Here is a 19713-nt window from a genome sequence, read left to right as displayed (position 1 = left end):
TATCCGGGAACGCTGATCGCAGGGGACGTTGCATGACCGCCATGTTGACCGATCGCCGGCAGGTGCTCGCCTCGGGCGGCGCCATGGCCCTCGGGCTGTCGCTGAAGTACGCGCCGGCGGGCGCGCAGGATCCGACCCAGCTCGCCAGGCCCTACGCCCGCTGGGAAGACCTGATGCGGCAGAAGTGGACCTGGGACCGCGTGGTGCGCGGCAGCCGCGGCATCAACTGCACCGGTCACTGCGCCTTCAACGTCTACGTCAAGAACGGCATCGTCTGGCGCGAGGAGCAGCAGGGCGAGTACGGCCGCTCCGGGGACGACACCCCCGACTACGGCCCGCGCGGCTGCCAGAAGGGCATCCGCCAGGCCAAGTACATGTACGGCAAGCAGCGCGTGCTTTATCCGATGAAGCGCGTGGGCAAGCGCGGCGAGGGCAAGTGGCAGCGCATCAGCTGGCAGCAGGCCACCGCGGAGATCGCCGCGAAGTTCATCCAGCACGCCACCGAGACCGGCCCGGGCTCCATCACCTTCGCCATGGGCACGCAGATGATCCTGAAGAGGGCGTCGTTCGCCGCGCTCTTCAGGCTCTGCAACATCACCGGCATGATCTGCCCGGAGACCTTCGCCGGCGTGGGCGATCTGCCGGCCGGCGCCTGGATGACGCTCGGCAACGACCTGCCGGGCGACAGCATGGCGGCGGTGTTCAAGTCGAAGTGCTGCCTGGTCTGGGTGTGCAACCCGGCGGTGACCCGCATCCCCGACGCGCATTTCTTCTGGGAAGCGCGCTACAACGGCACCGAGCTGATCACCATCACCCCGGACTTCAACGGCTCGGCCATGCACTCCTCGAAGTGGCTGAGCCCGAAGCCCGGCACCGACACGGCGCTCGCCATGGCCATGGTGCAGACCATCATCGCCGAGCGGCTCATCGACTGGGATTACGTCCGCGAGCAGACCGACCTGCCCTTCCTGGTGCGCACCGACACCCGCAAGTTCCTCCGTGGCAGCGACCTGGGCGTGGAGGGCGAGGGTGCGGCCAGCACCTTCTATATATGGGACGAGGCCACGGGCGGGCCGGCCGTCGCCCCGGCTACCGGCATCGTGCCGAAGCCGGGTCCGCCGGGCACCCCGCCCGCGGGCAGCCTGAAGCTGGGTGCGCTCAGGCCCGCGGTGGAGGGCCGCTGGACCATCACCACGGCCGACGGCCGGCGGGTGGAGGTCACCACCGTGTTCGAGCTGACCCGGCTGCTGTGCAACAGCGACTACACGCCGGAACTGGCCCAGGCAACCTGCGGCGTGCATCCCGACGTGACGCGCTTCGTGGCCCGCAAGTTCGCCAGGTCCGGCGCCGGGATGATCTTCGCCGGCTACCGCTCCTGCAAGTGGCTGCACGGCGACAAGCTGCATCGCGCCTGGCTGCTGATGTGCGCGCTGACCGGCAACACCGGCCGCGAGGGCGGCGGCATGCAGGTCACGCAGCTGTCGAAATCCGATGGCGTGCTGAAGTTCGTCTTCGACGGCGTCGGCCCGCGCCTGAAGGTGGCGGCCATCTCGGTGTGGGACTACGCCCATGGCGACGGCAAGGCGCTGAACGAGAGCGCCTACAGCCGCGAGCTGGCCGAGCACTTCGACCGCTACTACCGCGAGGCCATCAACAACCGCTGGCTGCCCGATTACTCGCGCACGCCGTGGAAGATGGCGATCATGGCGGGGAACAACCCGGCCAACTGGCGGGCATCGGGCACCCGCTGGCGCCACGACATCTTCGAGAAGCTCGACTGCATCGTCGCCATGACGCCGGACATGAGCGTCACCGCGATGTATTCCGACTACGTGCTGCCCATCGCCCACCACTACGAGCGCCACGACATCACCATGGAGGGCCGCACGCCCTACCTGCAGGTTCTTGACCAGTCGGTGCCGCCGCTCGGCGAGTCGGTCGACGACTACACCGCCATGCTGCGTCTGGCGACGGCCATCAGCGACCAGGCGAAGGCCCGCAACCTGCCGCCGATCAAGGACAGCTTCAACGGCCAGCCGATCGAGCACGACTACACGAAGCTGCATGAGCTGATGACGCTGGGCGGCAGGATCCGCGACAACCGCGACATCGTGCAGTTCCTGCTCGACAATTCCTTCGGCATTCCGAAGACCAGCTACGCGGAGCTGGCGAAGAAGGGCTTCGTGCGGGTCAACGACTCCAGCTCCACGCAGTTCGGCCCGCAGTCGCCCTACTCCTACAAGACGCTGGCCAGCACCCGCGACAAGGTTCCCTACGAGACCCTGACCCGGCGCCAGCAGTACTACATGGACCACGACTGGTTCCTCGCCGAGGGCGAGCAACTGCCGGTGCACAAGGCACCGCTGGCCAATCCCGGCCACAGCGGCCGTCTGCTCATGGGCCACGCGCGCCACGGCATCCACAGCTGGTGCCGCGACGACTGGCTGATGCTGCATCTGCAGCGCGGGGAGCCGGACGTCTACGTCAATGCCGAGGACGCCAGGGAGAAGGGCGTGGCGGACGGCGACCTGGTCCGCGTCTTCAACAACCACGGCTCCTTCGTCGCCATGGCGCACCTCAGCGGCGGCCTCGGCCGCGGCCAGCTGTTCATGTACCACGGCTGGGACCCGATGATGTTCCGCAACCGGCAGAACTTCAGCGCCGTGATCTCCACCGATGGCCTGCTCAAGCCGACCTCGCTGGTCGGTGGCTACGGGCACATCGGTTACCGCGCACCGAACTACGTGCCGAACCTGACTTTTCATGATACGACGGTGAGCTTCGACAGGTACGAAGCACCGGCCCGGGCCTGAGCCCCCAGAGGACGCCGACATGACCACGCGCCAAGTCGCCATGGTGATCGACCTGAACAAGTGCATCGGCTGCCAGGCCTGCACCGCCGCCTGCAAGAGCCTGTGGACCGACGAGCCGGGCCAGGAGTACATGCTCTGGAACAACGTCGAGACCAAGCCCGGCCCGGGTTATCCCCGCGACTGGGAGGAGCACGGCAAGAAGGCCGGCTGGAAGGACGGCGTGCTCCAGTACGGCGGCCTTCACGACGACAAGGACTACGGCACCCCCGCGCAGCTCAACCACGAGGCCGTCTATTTCCAGGGCACCGAGGAGCGCCTGCAGCGCCCCGAGCCGATGGAGTATGGCCCGAACTGGAGCGAGGACAGCTCCTCCGGCGAGTTCCCCAACAACTACCACTTCTACCTGCCGCGGCTGTGCAACCACTGCACCAAGCCGGCCTGCCTCGAGGCCTGCCCGGTGCGCGCCATCTACAAGCGCGAACAGGACGGCATCGTGCTGGTGGACCAGGACAAGTGCCAGGGCTTCCGCCTCTGCAACCAGGCCTGCCCGTATGACAAGGTCTACTTCAACTACATCAAGCGCAAGACGCAGAAGTGCATCTTCTGCTTCCCGCGCGTGGAGCAGGGCATCGCGCCGGCCTGTGCGCGCCAGTGCCCGGGCCGGCTGCGCTTCGTCGGCTACCTTGAGGACGACGGTCCGATCCACAAGCTGGTCAACGAGTGGAAGGTGGCGATCCCGCTGCACCCGGAATACGGCACCGAGCCCAACGTCTATTACATCCCGCCGATCCTGCCGCCGCGCTTCGATGCCGAGGGCCGCTTCGACGAGGAGAATCCCCGCGTGCCGATGGAGTACCTGCGCTACCTGTTCGGCCCCGCCGTCGATGCCGCGCTGATCACGCTGCACGAGGAGATGGAGAAGAAGAAGGACGGCAAGCCCAGCGAACTGATGGACCTGCTCATCGCCCGGGACTGGAAGAGCCTGTTCAACATCCCCGAGGTGAAGATCGCCTCGACCCTGGACGGCACGTTTCCGGGAACCGTGTAGCCGGGCGGGGCCGGGTGCAGCATGAGGCGCGAGGAAGTCGCTACCTTCGCCGCGCAATGGGCAGCGGCCTGGAACCGCGCCGATGTCGAGGCGGTACTGGCCCACTTCCACGATGACATCGTCTTCACCAGCCCGACCGCGCTGGCGGTGGCGGGCACGGCGACGGTCCATGGCAAGCCCGCGCTCCGCGCATACTGGAGGGCGGCGCTCGCCGGCATCGGCACGCTGCATTTCACCGTCGACCGTGTGCTGTGGGACCCGGCGAGCCGTGAGCTGGCCATCATCTATGTCTCGCGGGTCGATGGTCGGGTCCGCAGGATGTCGGAAAACCTGCGCTTCGGCGAGGACGGGCTGATCATCGCCGCCGAGGTGTTCCACGGCGTGGCCGGGGAAGACTGATGCCGGCCACCGAACTCATCACGCGCCTGCTGCTTGCAGCCCTGCTCGGCAGCCTGATCGGCCTCGAGCGCGAGCGCCTGCACTGGGTGGCGGGCCTGCGCACCCACATGCTGGTGTGCGTCGGCTCGACACTGTTCATGATCGTCTCGGCCTACGGCTTCGCCGGCGTGCTGGGGCAGGCGAATGTCACCCTGGACCCTTCGCGGGTGGCCGCCCAGGTGGTGAGCGGCATCGGCTTCCTCGGCGCCGGCACCATCCTCCTGCGGCAGGAAATCGTCCGCGGCCTGACCACCGCGGCCAGCCTGTGGGCGGTGGCGGCCATCGGCCTCGCCGTCGGCGGCGGGCTCTATCTCGCGGCGGTGAGCACCACGGTGCTGATCCTCGCCATCCTCGTCGGGCTCAAGCCGCTGGAGCGGCGCCTGATGATCCGCCGCCAGCAATACCAGCCGCTGGTGCTGCGCATCGATGCGCGCATGACCTCGCAGGCCGACATCGAGGCGGCGCTGGTGAAGGGCGGCATGGGGTTCCAGCATGTCGAGGCGCGGCCGGGCAGCGGGCCCGCGCAACAGGAACTGCACCTGGTGATCCGGGCGGGCTCGGCGGAGGAGATCGCCGAAGTGACCCGGTACCTCGCGGCCCTGCCTGGCGTGCAGGATGTGGCGATGGACGATCAATGACTGGCCCAGTTTGAGGAGGACCGCCCACATGAACCGACACCGCGGCCTGTTCGGGGCGCTGCTGCTTCCCCTGGTGCTGGCGTTGCTGCCGATGCTGGCCGGCGTGCCGGCCACGGCGACGGCGGCAGCCGAAGCGCCGCGGGATGTCATGGTCTTCGGCGGCACCGGCCAGCTCGGTGCCGAAATCGTCCGTCGACTCGTGGCCCGTGGCGATCATGTCACGGTGTTCACCCGTCCCGGATCCGACCGGCGGCGCCTGGACAGCCAGGCCGTCCGCTTCGTCGAGGGCGATCTCATGAACCCGGGCGACATCGACGCGGTATTCAGGGGGCGGCACATGGACGCGGTCATCACCGCGGTGCGCGTCGAGGATGGCGATACGCACTTCTACGGCAAGCTGATGCCGCCGCTCACCGCAGCGGCGAAGGCCGCCGGAGTGCGCCAGTTCATCCACAGCAGTGCGGTCGGCGCGGGTGCCAATATCGGCAAGTTTGCCTCCGCGGGCTGGGAACGCGTGCCCGGGTTGCTGGACCGGCTGCAGGACCAGGGCGTCGGCGAGGACGTGCTGCGCCAGAGCGGCCTGCCGTTCACCATCATCCGCAACACGCGCTTATGGCCGGATGGCACGCCGCCGACCGGCAAGGCCGAACTGACCGAGGACGACGGCTGGATCGGGCCGATGACCCGCGCGGATCTCGCGGCGCTCACGGTCTCCTGCCTGGGCCAGGCCGCCTGCCTCGGCAAGACCTACCACGTCCGCGACACCTCGCTCGCCTGGCCGCCGCCGCGCTGACGGCAGGGCCGGGCGGCCTCAGGCGGGCTGCCCGCGGTTCTCGCGGTCGCGTGCCGCCTTCTGGTGCTGCGGAGTCAGCACGGCGACCGTCGCCGCGACGATCAGCGCGCCGAAGAACAGCGTCAGTTCCAGCCAGTACTTGCCGGGTTCCACCCAGATGTCGGCGAACAGGTTCCAGCGGCCGACGATCTCGTAGGCGCTGTAGGCGATGATCGCCGTCGGGATGGCGTAGCGGATCGCGGTGGTGACCTTCCACATCTGGCGCAGGCGGTTGATCAGGTACAGCGACCAGGCGGTGGTGACGAAAAAGATGGCGTAGGTCACCGGATGGCGGTCGCCGAGGATGTTGTCATCGTAGATGAAGAGCAGCACCAGGTAGCAGAACCAGATGACGTAGATGGTTTCCAGGCAGGTGATGTAGCCGAAGTTGCGCTCGTAGCCGTGGCTCGGCTTGCCGGTGCGCAGCCGCAGGTTGCGCTGGAACCAGGCGAACATGTTGCATTTCGTCTCGCGATTCATCAGCAGCGGGAACAGCGTCGCCAGCAGCACGCCCGCCGAGGACATCATCACCAGGTACTCGGCCTTGGTGGCGATCTGCCCGGGCGCGTACTTGTCCATCAGGTCCGGGACGTTGAGCATGTTGGCGGACCACACGTAGGTGAACTCCACCCAGCCGGTCCACAGGCAGGTTCCGGCGAAGAAGCCGAGCCAGGTCGCGGTGACCTCGCTCCTGCTGCGCATGGCGAACCACAGGCAGATGGCGCCGATGAGGCCGGTGAGGAAGGCGGACTCGTAGACGTAGCGCTCGCCGAAGATGGCCTCCATGAGGACCATCTGCGTGTGGCCCAGTCCCTGCATGAGGAACACCACGAAGAAGGCGAGCATGCCCACGAAGGGCGGCCGGTAGAACACGCGCTTGAAGCTGCTGCCGACATGGGGAAGGGTGGCGGTGGTCATGGCTATGCCTCGGGTTTGATGAGCAGGCCATTCATGGCCTGGTGGAACAGGGTGTCGATGCGTGGATGGTCGCGGTAGACCTCGAGTATCGGCACCGCGGTGCGGGCGATGATCCGCGCCGAATTGATGCCACTGTCATTGAGGAGCAGCCCGGCGGTTTCCACGCGCCGCATGGCATCGATCAGCTGCTCGCGGAAGCGGCGGTGCAGGTCTTCGAACAGGCGGAAATACGCACCACCGGTCCGCGTGACCAGCCGCAGGGTGTCGGGGCTGGCCGACCAGAGGCGCAGGTAGACGTCGCAGATGCCACCCATGACCTCCCGGGGTGGCCGCTGCCCGACCTCCCCCATCATGCCGATGCCGGTCTCGAATACCGGGCGCATGATGCTGGCCAGGACTTCCTCGCGATTGGAGAAGAACCGGTAGAAGCTGCTGCGCGCCACCTCGGCGGCCGCGACGATGGCATCGACGCTGACGCTGTCGTAGCCGCGCGTCAGGAACAGCCGGGTGCTTTCGGCGAGGATGCGCTCGCGCGTGCGGCTCTGCCGGCTGGCGACCTTGCTGCTGGTGACGGGCGACGGGAGGGCGGCACTGCTGGACACGGCTGGCTTCCGATGCTGGGACAGTGATGTATCAAATCGTACACCTCTGTCCCAGAACCGTCACTGTGGCAATCTGCCACAGCTACCAGCCAGGGAAAACGCCCGTCTGGTCAGCGTGATGGCGCTCCGCGGGTTGCTCAGGCAGGCCCGGCTACCGGTGCCTCGTCGATGAACGCGGTCCGCCCGCGGTCGACGCCGTGGATGATCGTCAGGGTGATCAGCAGCCAGGCCATCCACTGGTGCATGGTCAGGAACATCTTGCTGGTTGCCGGGTTGTCGGCGGCCAGCGACGAATAGGGGATGAAGCCGAAGCCCAGGATCGGGATGTCCACGAAGGCAGCCTGCGCGACGCCGATCAGCACCTGCGTCACGACCAGCGGGTAGAACACCCACTGCAACACCATCGTCGGCCGCTTCCACCAGCGTGGCGGCTCATAGAGCCTGTTCGACTTGCGCCACCACCAGCGCACCAGCATGAGGATGAAGATGGTCGTGCCGACGCTGGAATGGACCATCATCAGCACGATCTTGATGTCCCGCTCGAAGTTGTCCAGGCGCCAGCCTGAAAGCAGGTTGAAAACGATGAAGACGAAGGCAATCCAGTGAAGGATCTTCGCGATCTTGTAGCTCTGTGCTTTCGTGCGCTTGGCCATGGTGCTGCCTTCCGTCCAGTCTGCTGCTAGGTTTACCGGAGGGGGGGCATGGTCAAAATACGTGGAATCCGCAGGCGGCCCGTGATGTCGCCATCCGTACTTGCCGCAATCGGCGCAATCAGTGGCCACGGCCAGTCGCCGACATGTCAGGATTCCGCCATGCGTCAGCGGAGGAGATGACCATGAACGGTCTCATCGCAGTCAGCGTCGTGGTGCCCTTTGTCTTCCTGGTCCTGTGGTTCCTGGCAAGCCTCTGGCTCGCCCATCGCAAGGATGCCGAGCTCAATCGGCGCCTGCCGGATACGCTTTCCTACAAGTGGGGCTACTTCCTCGGCTACAGCGGCGTCATCGGCGCCGTCGGGCTCGCCGTCAGCGCCGTCGCCGTGCTGCTTGCCGGCGTCGGTGACGGCTGGTCGCTGGCGGTACTCGCCTGGGCCCTGCTGTTCGGCGTCGCCAGCTATGGCGTGCTGCAACGGCGCAGGTGGGGCTGGCTGTTCCACATCCCGCTGTCGCTGAATCCGGGGCTGTGGGCGTTCAACAGCGTCTACGCCAGCAATCGCTGGCGGGAACTGGTCCGCCAGTGAGGGTGGCCGCGCCGGCCACATGAAAGAAAAGGGCGCCAGCCTCGCGGATGGCGCCCCTCACGGTCCGGGCGATGGCCGGCGGCTGCCGGCCTCTCAGAAGTTGGCGCTGAGCATCAGCCAGTACTTGCTGGTATCCGCCGCGAAGTCATCGGCGTCGTAGCTGGCGCCCTTCAGCAGCACCGCGTAGTGCTTCGCCAGGGGCCAGTTGGCGGAGAAGTCGAACTCCGTGCCCCAGTCGCTGCTGCCTGCCTCGGCGCGGAAGTCGTGGAAGCGCAGCAGCAGGTCGGCACCCAGCGCCTTGCCGGTCAGTGCGACGTAGAAGTCCTCCACGCCCTGGTTGGGGGTGGTGGCGAACTTGTCCGCCCAGCCCTGGAAGGCATGCGGTGTCGCCAGCGGCGTGCGGAAGGCCTTGCCGGCGACGCGATCGCCGTCGAGCACCTCGTAGCCCGCCTTGACACCCACCTTCGCGGAGCTGATGCCGATCTCCGCCAGGTAATAGTTGGCGTGGTAGGAGACCGGGTTGTCGGCATTGTCGCTCTGCGTGGCGAACTCGGCGGCCCAGGGCATCTTCCAGGTGCCGTCGAGGGCGAAGCTGCCGGTGCCGCGCAGGCCGACGGTCTGGTTGGACGACGTGTCGGCGTTGCTGAAATCCATCAGGTACCAGTAGCCGGACAGCGTCAGCGCCTGCCCGAAGGCGTAGCTGGCATCGACCAGGTGCGTGTTGCTGTCATAGTCGGCCGGTGGCGTGCCGTCGTCCGGGCCGTTGATGCGGTTGACCTGGCCGATCCAGGCGTAGGACGCGGTCAGCCTGTCATCGAACCGGTGGCTGATGCTGGCTGCATCGAACGTCTGCTCGTTCTGCCGCCAGCCGGAGCCGCTGATGAAGCGCTCGTTGTTGCGCTGGATGCGCTGGCGGCCGAGGATGATGTCCGTGCCCTCCAGGCCCGTGTAGCGCAGGTAGGCCTGGTTGACGTCGGTGCCCTCGGGATCGGCGACGGTCGGCCGCGTGGTGACACCGTTGCGGGTGTCGTTGAACTGGCCTTCGGTGCCGATGTCGCGGACATCGTCCACTTCCAGCAGCACGCCGAAGCCGCTGATGGGCTTCGGCGCCACCGTGAGGCGCGTGCGCAGGGTGCTGGCCGACGCATCCTTGCTGAAGGCGTCGTCATCCACCGACTCGAAGCGATAGCGGAAGCCGAGGTTGACGGTGCTTTCCCTGACCGAGGTCGCCAGCTGCTCCGTGAAGCTGTCGGCCCGGGCACCCGGCGCGGCCGCGAGGATCGCGGCCGCGAGGGTGCTGAGGGTACGGATGGTACCGCGCGCCATGTCAGTAGACGTCGTGCACGGTGTTGTAGACGTTGAACTTGCCCGTCGGCGTGATGACCCTGGGGTCCTTGATCACGGTCTTCAGCTTGCGGGTGCGGTCATCCACCACGACGATGGCGGACTTCTCCTCCTTGCCGCTCCACACCGAGAACCAGATCTCGTCGCCCCGGCTGTTGTATTCGGGCTGGACGATGCGCTTGGGGCCCGGGCCGAGGTTGGCCCAGTCGCCGATCGGCAGCACCTGGAAGCCGGCATCGAGGTTGTCGATGTCATACACCGCCACGCTCTGGCTGATTGCCGGTTCCGGGTTCAGTGGCGTGTCGACCCAGAGGTTGCGTGACTTCGGGTGGGTCTTGACGAACAGCGAGCCGCCACCCTGGCCGTGGAGCACCTTGACCACCTTCCAGGCGTACTGCGGGTGCTTGTCCGGGTCGGTGCCGATCAGCGTCACGTTGTCGTTGCCGAGCGCGCTGGTCACCCACACCGGGCCGTACTCCTTGTGGTTGAAGTTGGCGCCGCGGCCCGGGTGCGGGGTCTCCTCGACCGGGATCTTGGCGACCAGCTTGCGCTCCTTGGAGTCCACCACGACCACGGAATTGGACTTGTTCGCCGCGGTCAGGAAGTAGCGCAGCGTGGAGTCCCAGCCGCCGTCGTGGAGGAATTCCTTGGCATCGACGGTGGTGATGGCGAGGTTGCCGATGTCGCTGTAGTCGACCAGCAGGATGCGCCCGGTCTCCTTGACGTTGACGATGAACTCGGGGTTCTGGTGCGAGGCGACGATCGCCGCCACCCGGGGCTCGGGGTGGTACTCCTGCGTGGTCACGGTCATGCCGCGGGTGGAGACGATCTTGAACGGCTCCAGCGTGGCGCCGTCCATGATCACGAACTGCGGCGGCCAGTAGGCACCGGCGATGGCGAACTTGTCCTCGTAGCCCTTGAACTTCGAGGTTTCCACCGAGCGGGCCTCCAGGCCCATGCGGATCTCGGCGACGGTGCGCGGCACCTTCATCCACAGGTCGATCAGGTCGATCTTGCCGTCGCGGCCGATGGTGTAGACATAGCGGCCGGAATGCGACAGCCGCGAGATGTGCACCGCGTAGCCGGTCTTGATGGTGGTGACGATCTTCTTGGTGTCGCCGTCGATCAGCGCCACCTCGCCGGTGTCACGCAGCGTCACCGCAAAGATGTTGTCGAGGTTGAGGTTGTTCTGCTTGCTGGTCGGCCGCTCGCCCACCGGCACCAGGACCTTCCACGAGCCGCGCATCTCCGCCATGCCCCACTCCGGCGGCTGCGGCGGATCGTGCTGCAGGTAGCGGGCCATCAGGTCGACGTCGGCATCGGTGAGCTGGCCCGAGGTGCCCCAGTTGGGCATGCCGGCCGGGGAGCCGAACTTGATCAGCGCCTTGAGGTAGTCGGTGCCCTTGGGGATGGTGATGTCCGGCGTCAGCGGCTTGCCGGTGGCACCTTTGCGCAGCACGCCATGGCAACCGGCGCAGCGCTCGAAGTACACCTGCTGGCCCTTCTGGAACTCGGCCTCGGTCATCTTCGGCGCGTTGCTTGCCTTGCTGACGTGGAACTCGGTGAGCTGCGAGGGCTGCGACTGGTAGGCCTGCTCGGCCTCGCCGGTGCCGGGATGGCGCTCGCCGGCGGCCTGCTTGGCTTCCATGCTGGTGCCCTTGCGGAAATCGGCCACCTGCTCCGGCGACACCATGCCGCCCGGGTTGCCCCAGCTGTTGAGCACGTAGCCGATGATGTGGCTGAGCTCCTCGTCGCTGAGGTAGCTCATGGCCGGCATGACGTTGTTGTATTCCTTGCCGTTGACGACCATCTTGCCCTGCCGGCCCTTGACGGTGGTCTCCAGCACGTTCATCGGGTTGGCGGCGATGAAGTCGGACTTGGCGAGCGGCGGGAAGGCGCCCTCGAGGCCCTGGCCGTTCGGCTGGTGGCAGGCGGCGCAGTTCTTCTTGTAGAGATCCGCGCCCCTGGCCATCGCTTCGGCGCCCGGCTTGCCCTGGGCCACCTCGGCCTGGTGCTCGAGCGGTGCGTTCTTGTCGGCGCCGGCGGCCAGCGCGCCCAGCGTGGCCAGCAGGCCCGCTGCGGCGAGGAGGCCGACACGGCGTGATCGTGATCGGGGGAAGACATTCATGGCCCAGCTCCCATCGTGTTGTGAGTTGCGATCAACCCGGATTGCCCTGTTCAGGCGGGTGAAGTATCCAAGGCGCGGCCGTACCGAGCGATACGGGAAACCACTAGGCGGCGACTGCGGCAAATCCGTATTGTGGAATCCGCTGCTGCGCGGACGAGGCGCTCAGCCACGGAGGGCGTGGAACAGGCCGCGCAGCGGTGTCGTCGCCTGCCTGCTGTCGCCAGCCTGCATCAGGCTGTGCGCCACCGCGCGGCGCAGGGGTGGGAGCGAGCCGGCGGCGGACAGCACTGCCCGGCGCAGCAGCCGCGCCGGTGGCGCGTCGTTGGTGTACAGGCGCGTGATCAGCAGGGTGGCGAGATAGAGCGGCCGGGTGGCGCGCCGCAGGTCACGCCCGTAGCGCGCCAGCATCCGCGCGTCGCCCGGGTCGCGAGTGTAGCCGGTGCCGCCACTGGCGGCTGCGAGCCCGAGCACCTCCCGGGCGAGCAGGTCCTGGCCGAGCAGGCCGAAGTTGAAGCCGTGCGCCGTGACCGGATGCATGCCCACCGCGGCATCACCGACCAGCGCGAAGCGCTGCGCCGTGAAGCGCCGGGGATAGACGCCGACCAGCGGGTAGGCGTGGCGCGTGGTCGTCAGCTGCATGCGGCCGAGGCGGCCGTGGAAGCGTTGTTCCATGGCGGCGGCGAAATCGGCCTCGGTGGCGGCCATCAGGCCCTGGATATCCGTGTGCGGCAGCGTCAGCACCACGGATGACTCCCCGTCGCCGAGCGGCAGCAGCGCCAGCGTCTGGCCGTAGCCGAACCACTCCCAGGCGACCTGGTGATGGGGCTGGTCATGCCGCATGCGGCAGACCAGCATGGTCTTGCCGAAATCGTGGCTGTCGGCGGGGATGCCCATGGCGCGCCGGGTCTCGGAGAAGCGGCTGTCGGCCGCCACCACCAGCCTTGCCCGCAGCGACTGCCCGTCGGAGAGGCGCAGGCGCGAGTGCTCCGCACCCGGCTCGATGCCGGTGACGCGGCGCCCGCAGAGGAGCGTCACGCGCTCCTGGCCGCGCAGCACGGCAAACGTCGCCCGGCGGATCAGCTGGTTGCTGACCAGGTAGCCGAGCTGGGAACGCGGCCCGTCGCTGTGGTCGATGCGCATTCCCGGCAGCGCGGTGCCATCGAGAACCTGCGCGTCGCGCAGCGCGTGGATTTCCTGCTGGGGAATCTGCGCCCAGGTGCCGAGCTGGCGCAGCAGGTGCACGCTGTGGTGGGTCAGTGCGATCTCGCGGCCGTCGAATGGCGGATCGGCGAGGTCGGGCTCGGCCTGCGCCTCGACCAGTGCGACCTCGAGGCCCGAACCCGCCAGCGAACGCGCGAAGCACAGGCCGGCAGGGCCGGCACCGACGATGACGATGTCGAAAACCACGATAGGAACAGCCGCTGCGCCTGACGGGCGCATGATGCACCGGATCGCCCGACGTGGTGATGACCTGGATCACCCGGGCGCCTGATGCAGGTCAAGATGCCGGCGCGGACGCCATGCATAGATGCGCTGGCAGCCAGGCTCGGCGGCACCGCATGCAGGCGGCTTTCCTGCGTCATCACCGGCATCCCGGGAGGATCATTCCATGTACATCAATTTCTGGTACGTCGCCGCGCGCAGCGGCGAGATCACCTTCGGCGCGGAGCGCCCGGTGAAGGTGAAGATCCTGGGCCACCACTTCGCCCTGTGGCGCGACCGCAGCGGCAAGGTCTGCTGCATCAGCGATACCTGCAGCCACCGCGGCGGTGCCCTGGCGGATGGCAGGGTCCGCGGCGACTGCGTGGAGTGCCCCTACCATGGCTGGACCTTCAATGCCGAAGGCCAGTGCGTGCGGCTGCCGTCGCTGGGCCCGGATGCCAGGATCCCCGAGCGCACCCACGTGGATGCCTATCCCGTGCAGGAAAAGTACGGCCTGGTGCATGTATTCCTCGGGGATCTTCCCGAGGCGGAGCGGCCTCCCGTCATCGACATCCCGGAGTACGACGATCCGGCCTGGCGCTTCATCAACCTCGAGATGACCTGGAACATCGACTACAAGCGTTCGATCGAGAACACCATGGACCCGGGTCACAACGAGTTCACCCATCCGACCCATGGTTTCCTGGGCGTGAAGCCCGACTACCACGTCAAGGATTTCGACCTGAAGGACGAGCCCTGGGGCACGGGTTGCTTCATCCGCATGGATGCACCGACCCTGGCCCAGCGCGACATGAATGCCGCCGCCGGACGCAGCGGCGACAAGGTGATCGAGAACGGCGTGGGCAATTTCGGCCCGCACTGCACCTGGACCTACATCCACCCGTCTGACCAGGCGCGGATGCATGGCTTCGCCTTCCACACGCCCGTGGACGAGGTCACGGATCACATCTACGTGCTGTTCGGCCGCAACTTCCTCGGCGACCCGAAGTACGACCAGACCTTCGAGCACCGCGCGCTGTACGTGGCCGAGCAGGACCGCTACGTGCTCGAGCCCCTGCACCCGAAGCTCACGCCGCAACAGACCAACCGCGAATTCTTCGTGCCGGCCGACAAGTGCATTGCCCGCTACCGGGAGTACTGCCGGCAATGGGAGGAGCGCGGCTGGCGCATCGACGTCGCCCGCCTGCGCGCCGACCGCGACACCGTGGCCTACGCCATTCCCGGCCCGGCCCGCCGCCAGCAGAAAGGCTGGGTACTGCCCCCGGTGCCGCTGCTGGCGCCCGCGGCAAGCAGCGCGGCGGCTCGCCGCGGCAAGGGCTGACCCGGTTCGAGATGTGCAGACACGTCGCCGCCAGGCCAGCTGCGGGCCTGGCGGCGAGTCTGGCGCTGTGCCCGGCGTTCACCGACAATGGCGCCCCGCCTCTGTTGCCCGGCGCCAACGTCCATGAACCCGACCCGCAGTTCCGTGCTCTTCAGCTTTGCATTCCGTGCTTTCTTCCTGCTTGCCGGCGCCTATGCGGTGATCGCCCTGGTGCTGTGGATCGCGGCATTCCATGGCCTGCGCTGGCCAGGGGCGCCGGCTGCGCTCTCGTCGCTGTGGCATGCGCGCGAGATGGCGCTGGGATTCTGCGGGGCCGTGGTCGCCGGGTTCCTGCTGACCGCGGTCGCCACCTGGACCGGACGCCCGCCGCTGCGCGGTCCGCTGCTGATGGTGCTGGTGGCCAGCTGGCTGCTGGGACGCTTCGCCGCCATGATCGGCGGCGGGCTGCCGCAACCCTGGCTTGCCGCGGCCGACCTGGCGTTCCCGGTGCTGCTGGCGGTGCTCGCAAGCCGCGAGATCCTCGGTGGCGCCAGCCGGCGCAATTACGGCATCGCGGCCATGACCTGGGTGCTGGCCGCGCTCACGCTGCTCTATCACCTGGGCGAGGCGGGCTTCATCCGCGGCGGCGAACAGCTGGCCACCTCGCTGATGGTCCATCTGCTTGCGGTGCTGATCGCCGTCGTCGGCGGCCGGGTCATTCCGCTGTTCACGGCCAACTGGCTGCGGATGCGGGGTGACACGCGGCTGCCCCTGCCGCGGCCGCGGCTCGACCAGGCCGCCATCGGCCTGGTCATCGCTGCCGGGGTCGCCGATGGCTTTGCACCCGGCACGGCGCTCACCGGTGTGCTGTGCATCGCCGCGGGTGCCGTCAACCTGTGGCGGCTCGGCGGCTGGCGCGGCAGCATGATCGTCGCCAACCCGCTGCTGTGGTCCCTGCACCTGTCCTACGCCTGCGTGGCCGCGGGCTACGCGCTGCTGGGCGCCGCGGCCCTGGGCCTGCCGCTGCCGCGCACCGCGGTGCTGCATCTGCTGACCATCGGCGGCGTGAGCGGCATGATTCTCGCGATGATGACCCGTGTCTCGCTGGGCCACACCGGGCGGCCGCTGGCGGTCGTGCGCCCGGTGGCGATCGCCTACGTGCTGGTGGCGGTGGCCGCGCTGCTGCGCAGCCTCGGGCCGGCCCTGCCGGGCCCCTACATGGCGATGATCGACACCGCAGCGCTGCTCTGGGTGATTGCCTTCAGTATCTTTCTGGTGGTCTACACGCCAATCCTGACCGGTCCGCGCGTCGACCAGAAGTAGGCCGCAGCCACCGGGAGGAATCCGGGTACAGGCCCGGCCACGAAAAAAAACGGGCGGCCCGGAGGGGGCCGCCCGTCATCTCGCCTTCCCTGACGAAGGCCTGGAGGATCAGGACACCTTGGCGGCCTTGCGGGCCTCCCGGTTCTTCAGCATCGGCACCGGCTCCAGCACCCAGTTGCCCGAGGTGCGGCGGCCGGGGCAGGGGATCGCGAAGGCGATGTCACCCTTGCCATTGCGGGCCTTGAACTCGTTCCAGTCGATGCGCCAGCCGTTATCGTCGAACTTGGCCAGCCACTCGCGGTAGCCCACCACCGCCTTGTCCGCCGGCATGTGCACTTCCTTGGTGCTGGAGATCGGCGTGCGCAGCGGGTAGACCTCGCTGAGGATCTCGATGTCCTGCTGGGCGATGACCTTGTTGCGGGCGTGGATGGGGCCATCGTTCTTCGCGTCGAGCATGAAGTTGCGCATGTTGACGAAGAAGATGCGCGTGCGGTTGTCGTCCACCGGCTGCTCGATGAAGTACTGGCGGAACATCTTGCCCGGCGAGACCTCGATCTGCGTGATCATCGCATTGGGGCCGAAGGTCTCGGTGCCGGCATAGATGTCGGCGGCCGGGGCATCGACGCCCTTCCAGGTTTCGTGCTTCAGGCCGGGGGCCGCGTAGCGGTGCTTGAAGACGATGCCGAGCTTCTGGTCGCCCTCGACGACGTCGTGCTCGCGGACCTTGTATGTCTCGCGGTTGATCGCCGAGTGACCATGGGTCGGATGCACGAATTCGTTGTGCGCCGGGTCGATGCCGTTCTCGATGGAGCGCTCGTAGTAGTAGGGCACGTCGAGCACCAGCACGGAGTTGGCGCGCCAGTCGGGGTGGCCCCACTCCTTGACATCGATCATCGGTGGGCGCTCGTTCTCCGGCAGGTCGCCGAGGAAGGCGAACACGATGCCGTACTTCTCCACGGTCGGATAGGAATCGACCTTGGCGCGGGCCGGGGGCTTGGTGCCGTAGCCGATGGAGGGGATGTTCTTGCATTCGCCGTCGCCGCCGAACTCCCAGCCGTGGTACGGGCAGACGACACAGCCATTGACGATGCGCGGCTGGGTCGGCAGTTCCCACGGGCCGCTGATGGAGCCGCCGCGGTGGGTGCATGTGTCGCTCAGCGTGCGGGCGATGCCCTCGCTGTCACGGAACACCGCGAAGTTCAGGCCGAGGACCTTGACCTTCTCGGGCTTGTCGGGGCTCAGGTCCTCGCTGCGGACCATCGGATACCAGAAATTGATGTACATGGACTTCTCTCCTGCCAGAGGTTTTTCTTGGACGGGATTTTTATAGCAGACGCTCCGGCGGCTCGATCCCGTGGAATGTACCTAGGAAAACCCTTGAAATTACCGTACAAAACGCTGTTTCCCTGTCCGGTGAAGGACTACCATCTGCGCCATGGAGACCAGCGAGAGAAAGCCCCGCGCACCCTTCCGCCGCTCGCGCAACAAGGTGATCGCCGGCGTGTGCGCGGGCTGCGCCGACTGGCTGCGCTGGGATCCGACCGTCGGCCGGTTCTTCTTCTCGCTGATCACCGTGATGAGCGTCGTCGTGCCAGGGATCATCGTCTACCTGTTGCTGTGGACGATCATGCCGAAGCCGGCTCCCGGAGAGGGACCCGGCGGCTGAGCCTGGCACGGTGCCGGCCGCTCAGTGCTCGCGGCGAAACCAGTAGCGTCCGACCAGCGCGCTGCGCCCCATGAACAGCGGCATGCCGCCGAGCAGCTCGGGCTGGTAGGCCCTGAGGACGAGCTCGGGCGCCAGCAGGCGCTCGATGGTGTCACGGGCGATGCGGTTCGGGCCGACCGGCCAGCGGTCCCACCAGCCGCGGCTGGCGCAGTGCACGAGGATGAAATCTCCGCCTGGCGCGAGCCACTGCAGCAGGCGCGCCTTGTATGCCGCGCGCTGCGCAGCGCCGAGGCTGTGCAGGCAGCCGACATCGAGCACCACGTCGAACGGGCTCGGCGCGGCCCAGGTGGTGACATCGGCCCTGACGGCGGTGATGTCCAGCGATTCCCTGGCCGCCTGCTGCGTCAGCAGGCTGACGGCTTGCGGCATGAAGTCCACGCCGGTGACCCGGTAGCCGCGCTTGGCCATGTACACCGAGTAGGTGCCCGCACCGCAGCCGACGTCGAGGGCGAGGCCGGGCGCGGCACGCGCATCGAGCGCCTCGACCAGCAGGGCAGGGGGCTGCGCCCGGTGCCATGGCAGGTCCTCGGGCCGTTTGGCCTTGCCGTAGAGGCGATCGAAAACCTTGCGGCTCTGTTCTCCCATCGTCATACCTCCCGCCGGAAAAAATGGGGGCCGGCACCGGCCTGCCTGCCGGCACCGGCCCCGCGCCTCATCTTACTGCGTCAGGCGGCTTCCTCGCGGTCCTTCAGGTCGCGCTCCGCGCGATCCTTCAGCAACGGCACCGGATCGAGCACCCAGTGGCCCGAAGTGCGGCGCCCCGGCGAGGGGATCGCGTAGGCCTTGTCGAGGCCATGGCGCCGGGTGAATTCCTTCCAGTCGATGCGCCAGCCCCGGTCATCGAACCGGCGCAGCCAGTCGCGGTAGGTGGCGATGGCCTTGTCGGCGGGCATCAGCACCTCCTTCGCCTTGCTGAGCGGCGTCATGGCCGGGTTGACCTCGAGCAGCAGGGCGATGTCCTGCCCGGCGATGACCTTGTTGCGCGCATGGATCGGTGCATCGTTGTCCGGCTCCAGCAGGAAGTTGCGCATGTTGAGGAAGAAGATCCGCGTCTTGTGCGCGTCGACCGGCTGCTCGAAGAAGTACTGGCGGAACATCTTGTCGGGCGCCAGGTTGATGTAGGTCGGCATGATGTTCGGTCCGTAGGTGCCGCCACCGGCGAAGATGTTGGTGCGCTGGGTCTTGGAGTTTCCCCAGGGCGTGTCGCTGTCCTTCGCGGTGACATGGCCCTTCTGCGGCAGCGGCGGGGAGTCGAACTTGTGCATGAACCAGAAGCCCCAGCCCTGGCGATGGTTCTCGACCTCGTACTCGTTGACCTTGTAGGTCTCGCGGTTGACACCCTGGTGGCCGTGGGTCGGGTGCACGAACTCGTTGTGTGCCGGGTCGAGGCCGTTCTCGATGGAGCGCTCGTAGTAGTAATTGACCTCGAGCACCAGCACCGAGTTGGCGCGCCAGCCGGGCTGGCCGTATTCCTCGATCTGCAGCAGCGGCGGACGCTCGTTCTCCGGCAGGTCGCCGAGGAAGGCGAACACGATCCCGTACTTCTCCTGCACCGGGTAGGAGTCGACCTTGGCCCGCGCGGGCGGCTTGGTGCCGTAGCCGATGGAGGGGATGTTCTTGCACTCGCCGTCGCCACCGAACTCCCAGCCGTGGTACGGGCAGACGATGCAGCCGTTGATGATGCGGGGCTGGCCGGCGTTGGACCAGGCTCCGCCCAGCGAGGCGCCGCGGTGCGTGCAGGTGTCGCTCAGCACCCGGGCATGGCCCTGCTGGTCGCGGAAGGCGACGAGATCGCAACCCAGCACCCGCACCTTCTGCGGGACGTCCGGCGCCAGGTCTTCGCTCCGGACGATGGGGTACCAGAAATTGATGTACATGTGCCGTCTCCTTGTGAAGGCATTGCGCCCACTTCGAGACTGCCGG

General features: G+C 67.4%; 18 protein-coding genes. 9 read left to right on the top strand and 9 right to left on the bottom strand.

What is annotated here, in order from left to right:
- Positions 1-32: 32 nt before the first annotated feature.
- Genes HRU81_09250 through HRU81_09230 form a run of 5 tightly spaced genes read left to right on the top strand, consistent with a single transcriptional unit; the run spans position 33 to position 5730 of the window.
- On the top strand, positions 33-2813 hold the full coding sequence (locus tag HRU81_09250; GenBank protein QOJ32272.1) for a molybdopterin-dependent oxidoreductase: 2781 nt from the start codon (positions 33-35) through the stop codon (positions 2811-2813).
- 19 nt (positions 2814-2832) lie between these two features.
- Positions 2833-3861, top strand: a complete 1029-nt coding sequence (locus HRU81_09245) for a respiratory nitrate reductase subunit beta (GenBank protein ID QOJ32271.1) — start codon at positions 2833-2835, stop codon at positions 3859-3861.
- 21 nt (positions 3862-3882) lie between these two features.
- A complete protein-coding gene (locus HRU81_09240; GenBank protein QOJ32270.1) occupies positions 3883-4260 on the top strand; it encodes a nuclear transport factor 2 family protein in 378 nt (125 codons plus the stop codon).
- Positions 4257-4937 carry an MgtC/SapB family protein gene (locus HRU81_09235; GenBank protein QOJ33357.1) on the top strand — a complete coding sequence of 227 codons (681 nt, stop codon included), beginning with the start codon at positions 4257-4259 and terminating at the stop codon, positions 4935-4937. The genes HRU81_09240 and HRU81_09235 overlap by 4 nt, the downstream gene beginning before the upstream one ends.
- A gap of 28 nt (positions 4938-4965) precedes the next feature.
- Complete coding sequence (locus tag HRU81_09230; GenBank protein ID QOJ32269.1) at positions 4966-5730, top strand: NAD(P)H-binding protein; 765 nt, start codon at positions 4966-4968, stop codon at positions 5728-5730.
- 18 nt (positions 5731-5748) lie between these two features.
- On the opposite strand, the gene HRU81_09225 is transcribed toward HRU81_09230, so the two are convergent.
- The 3 genes from HRU81_09225 to HRU81_09215 form a co-directional block, all read right to left on the bottom strand.
- A complete protein-coding gene (locus tag HRU81_09225) occupies positions 5749-6687 on the bottom strand; it encodes a hypothetical protein (GenBank protein QOJ32268.1) in 939 nt (312 codons plus the stop codon).
- Positions 6688-6689: 2 nt separating this feature from the next.
- Complete coding sequence (locus HRU81_09220) at positions 6690-7289, bottom strand: TetR/AcrR family transcriptional regulator (protein ID QOJ32267.1); 600 nt, start codon at positions 7287-7289, stop codon at positions 6690-6692.
- Between the two features lie 137 nt (positions 7290-7426).
- Positions 7427-7942: a cytochrome b/b6 domain-containing protein gene (locus tag HRU81_09215; protein QOJ32266.1), complete on the bottom strand. Its 516-nt coding sequence runs from the start codon at positions 7940-7942 to the stop codon at positions 7427-7429.
- A gap of 182 nt (positions 7943-8124) precedes the next feature.
- Here HRU81_09215 and HRU81_09210 point away from each other — a divergent pair, with 182 nt between their 5' ends.
- Complete coding sequence (locus HRU81_09210) at positions 8125-8526, top strand: hypothetical protein (protein ID QOJ32265.1); 402 nt, start codon at positions 8125-8127, stop codon at positions 8524-8526.
- A 93-nt stretch (positions 8527-8619) separates the two neighbouring features.
- Here the strand turns inward: HRU81_09210 and HRU81_09205 are convergent, their stop codons facing one another.
- The 3 genes from HRU81_09205 to ubiM all read right to left on the bottom strand — a co-directional run bounded on the left by HRU81_09205 (position 8620) and on the right by ubiM (position 13405).
- Positions 8620-9852, bottom strand: coding sequence for an alginate export family protein (locus HRU81_09205; protein QOJ32264.1), 1233 nt, complete (start codon positions 9850-9852; stop codon positions 8620-8622).
- A gap of 1 nt (position 9853) precedes the next feature.
- Positions 9854-11842, bottom strand: coding sequence for a c-type cytochrome (locus HRU81_09200; GenBank protein ID QOJ33356.1), 1989 nt, complete (start codon positions 11840-11842; stop codon positions 9854-9856).
- 318 nt (positions 11843-12160) lie between these two features.
- Entirely contained in the window at positions 12161-13405 is a 1245-nt protein-coding gene (ubiM, locus tag HRU81_09195) for a 5-demethoxyubiquinol-8 5-hydroxylase UbiM (protein QOJ32263.1), read from the bottom strand.
- Between the two features lie 202 nt (positions 13406-13607).
- Between ubiM and HRU81_09190 the strand changes: the two genes are divergently transcribed.
- Both HRU81_09190 and HRU81_09185 read left to right on the top strand, forming a co-directional pair.
- Positions 13608-14762, top strand: coding sequence for an aromatic ring-hydroxylating dioxygenase subunit alpha (locus tag HRU81_09190; protein QOJ32262.1), 1155 nt, complete (start codon positions 13608-13610; stop codon positions 14760-14762).
- A 123-nt stretch (positions 14763-14885) separates the two neighbouring features.
- Positions 14886-16064, top strand: coding sequence for an NnrS family protein (locus HRU81_09185; GenBank protein ID QOJ32261.1), 1179 nt, complete (start codon positions 14886-14888; stop codon positions 16062-16064).
- 108 nt (positions 16065-16172) lie between these two features.
- On the opposite strand, the gene HRU81_09180 is transcribed toward HRU81_09185, so the two are convergent.
- Complete coding sequence (locus HRU81_09180) at positions 16173-17348, bottom strand: aromatic ring-hydroxylating dioxygenase subunit alpha (protein ID QOJ32260.1); 1176 nt, start codon at positions 17346-17348, stop codon at positions 16173-16175.
- A gap of 151 nt (positions 17349-17499) precedes the next feature.
- Between HRU81_09180 and HRU81_09175 the strand changes: the two genes are divergently transcribed.
- The gene (locus HRU81_09175; protein ID QOJ32259.1) at positions 17500-17730 is read left to right on the top strand and encodes a PspC domain-containing protein; all 231 of its coding nucleotides are present in this window, start codon (positions 17500-17502) and stop codon (positions 17728-17730) included.
- A 21-nt stretch (positions 17731-17751) separates the two neighbouring features.
- Here the strand turns inward: HRU81_09175 and HRU81_09170 are convergent, their stop codons facing one another.
- On the bottom strand, positions 17752-18375 hold the full coding sequence (locus HRU81_09170; protein QOJ32258.1) for a class I SAM-dependent methyltransferase: 624 nt from the start codon (positions 18373-18375) through the stop codon (positions 17752-17754).
- A gap of 80 nt (positions 18376-18455) precedes the next feature.
- Positions 18456-19667 (bottom strand): aromatic ring-hydroxylating dioxygenase subunit alpha, encoded by a 1212-nt coding sequence (locus HRU81_09165; GenBank protein QOJ32257.1) that lies wholly within the window; start codon positions 19665-19667, stop codon positions 18456-18458.
- Between the last annotated feature and the right edge of the window lie 46 nt (positions 19668-19713).

The organism is Gammaproteobacteria bacterium (genome assembly GCA_015709695.1).
Lineage (GTDB): Bacteria > Pseudomonadota > Gammaproteobacteria > Steroidobacterales.
The sequence above is the reverse complement of the archived record's forward strand: the minus strand, read 5'-3'. Positions and strand labels throughout refer to the sequence as shown.

Excerpts from the sequence above, each read along its gene's own strand:
- HRU81_09250 (QOJ32272.1), top strand. The coding sequence starts at position 33 with ATGACCGCCATGTTGACCGATCGCCGGCAGGTGCTCGCCTCGGGCGGC.
- HRU81_09245 (QOJ32271.1), top strand. The coding sequence starts at position 2,833 with ATGACCACGCGCCAAGTCGCCATGGTGATCGACCTGAACAAGTGCATC.
- HRU81_09240 (QOJ32270.1), top strand. The coding sequence starts at position 3,883 with ATGAGGCGCGAGGAAGTCGCTACCTTCGCCGCGCAATGGGCAGCGGCC.
- HRU81_09230 (QOJ32269.1), top strand. The coding sequence starts at position 4,966 with ATGAACCGACACCGCGGCCTGTTCGGGGCGCTGCTGCTTCCCCTGGTG.
- HRU81_09225 (QOJ32268.1), bottom strand. The coding sequence starts at position 6,687 with ATGACCACCGCCACCCTTCCCCATGTCGGCAGCAGCTTCAAGCGCGTG.
- HRU81_09215 (QOJ32266.1), bottom strand. The coding sequence starts at position 7,942 with ATGGCCAAGCGCACGAAAGCACAGAGCTACAAGATCGCGAAGATCCTT.
- HRU81_09210 (QOJ32265.1), top strand. The coding sequence starts at position 8,125 with ATGAACGGTCTCATCGCAGTCAGCGTCGTGGTGCCCTTTGTCTTCCTG.
- HRU81_09205 (QOJ32264.1), bottom strand. The coding sequence starts at position 9,852 with ATGGCGCGCGGTACCATCCGTACCCTCAGCACCCTCGCGGCCGCGATC.
- HRU81_09200 (QOJ33356.1), bottom strand. The coding sequence starts at position 11,842 with ATGGCCAGGGGCGCGGATCTCTACAAGAAGAACTGCGCCGCCTGCCAC.
- HRU81_09190 (QOJ32262.1), top strand. The coding sequence starts at position 13,608 with ATGTACATCAATTTCTGGTACGTCGCCGCGCGCAGCGGCGAGATCACC.
- HRU81_09185 (QOJ32261.1), top strand. The coding sequence starts at position 14,886 with ATGAACCCGACCCGCAGTTCCGTGCTCTTCAGCTTTGCATTCCGTGCT.
- HRU81_09180 (QOJ32260.1), bottom strand. The coding sequence starts at position 17,348 with ATGTACATCAATTTCTGGTATCCGATGGTCCGCAGCGAGGACCTGAGC.
- HRU81_09175 (QOJ32259.1), top strand. The coding sequence starts at position 17,500 with ATGGAGACCAGCGAGAGAAAGCCCCGCGCACCCTTCCGCCGCTCGCGC.
- HRU81_09170 (QOJ32258.1), bottom strand. The coding sequence starts at position 18,375 with ATGGGAGAACAGAGCCGCAAGGTTTTCGATCGCCTCTACGGCAAGGCC.
- HRU81_09165 (QOJ32257.1), bottom strand. The coding sequence starts at position 19,667 with ATGTACATCAATTTCTGGTACCCCATCGTCCGGAGCGAAGACCTGGCG.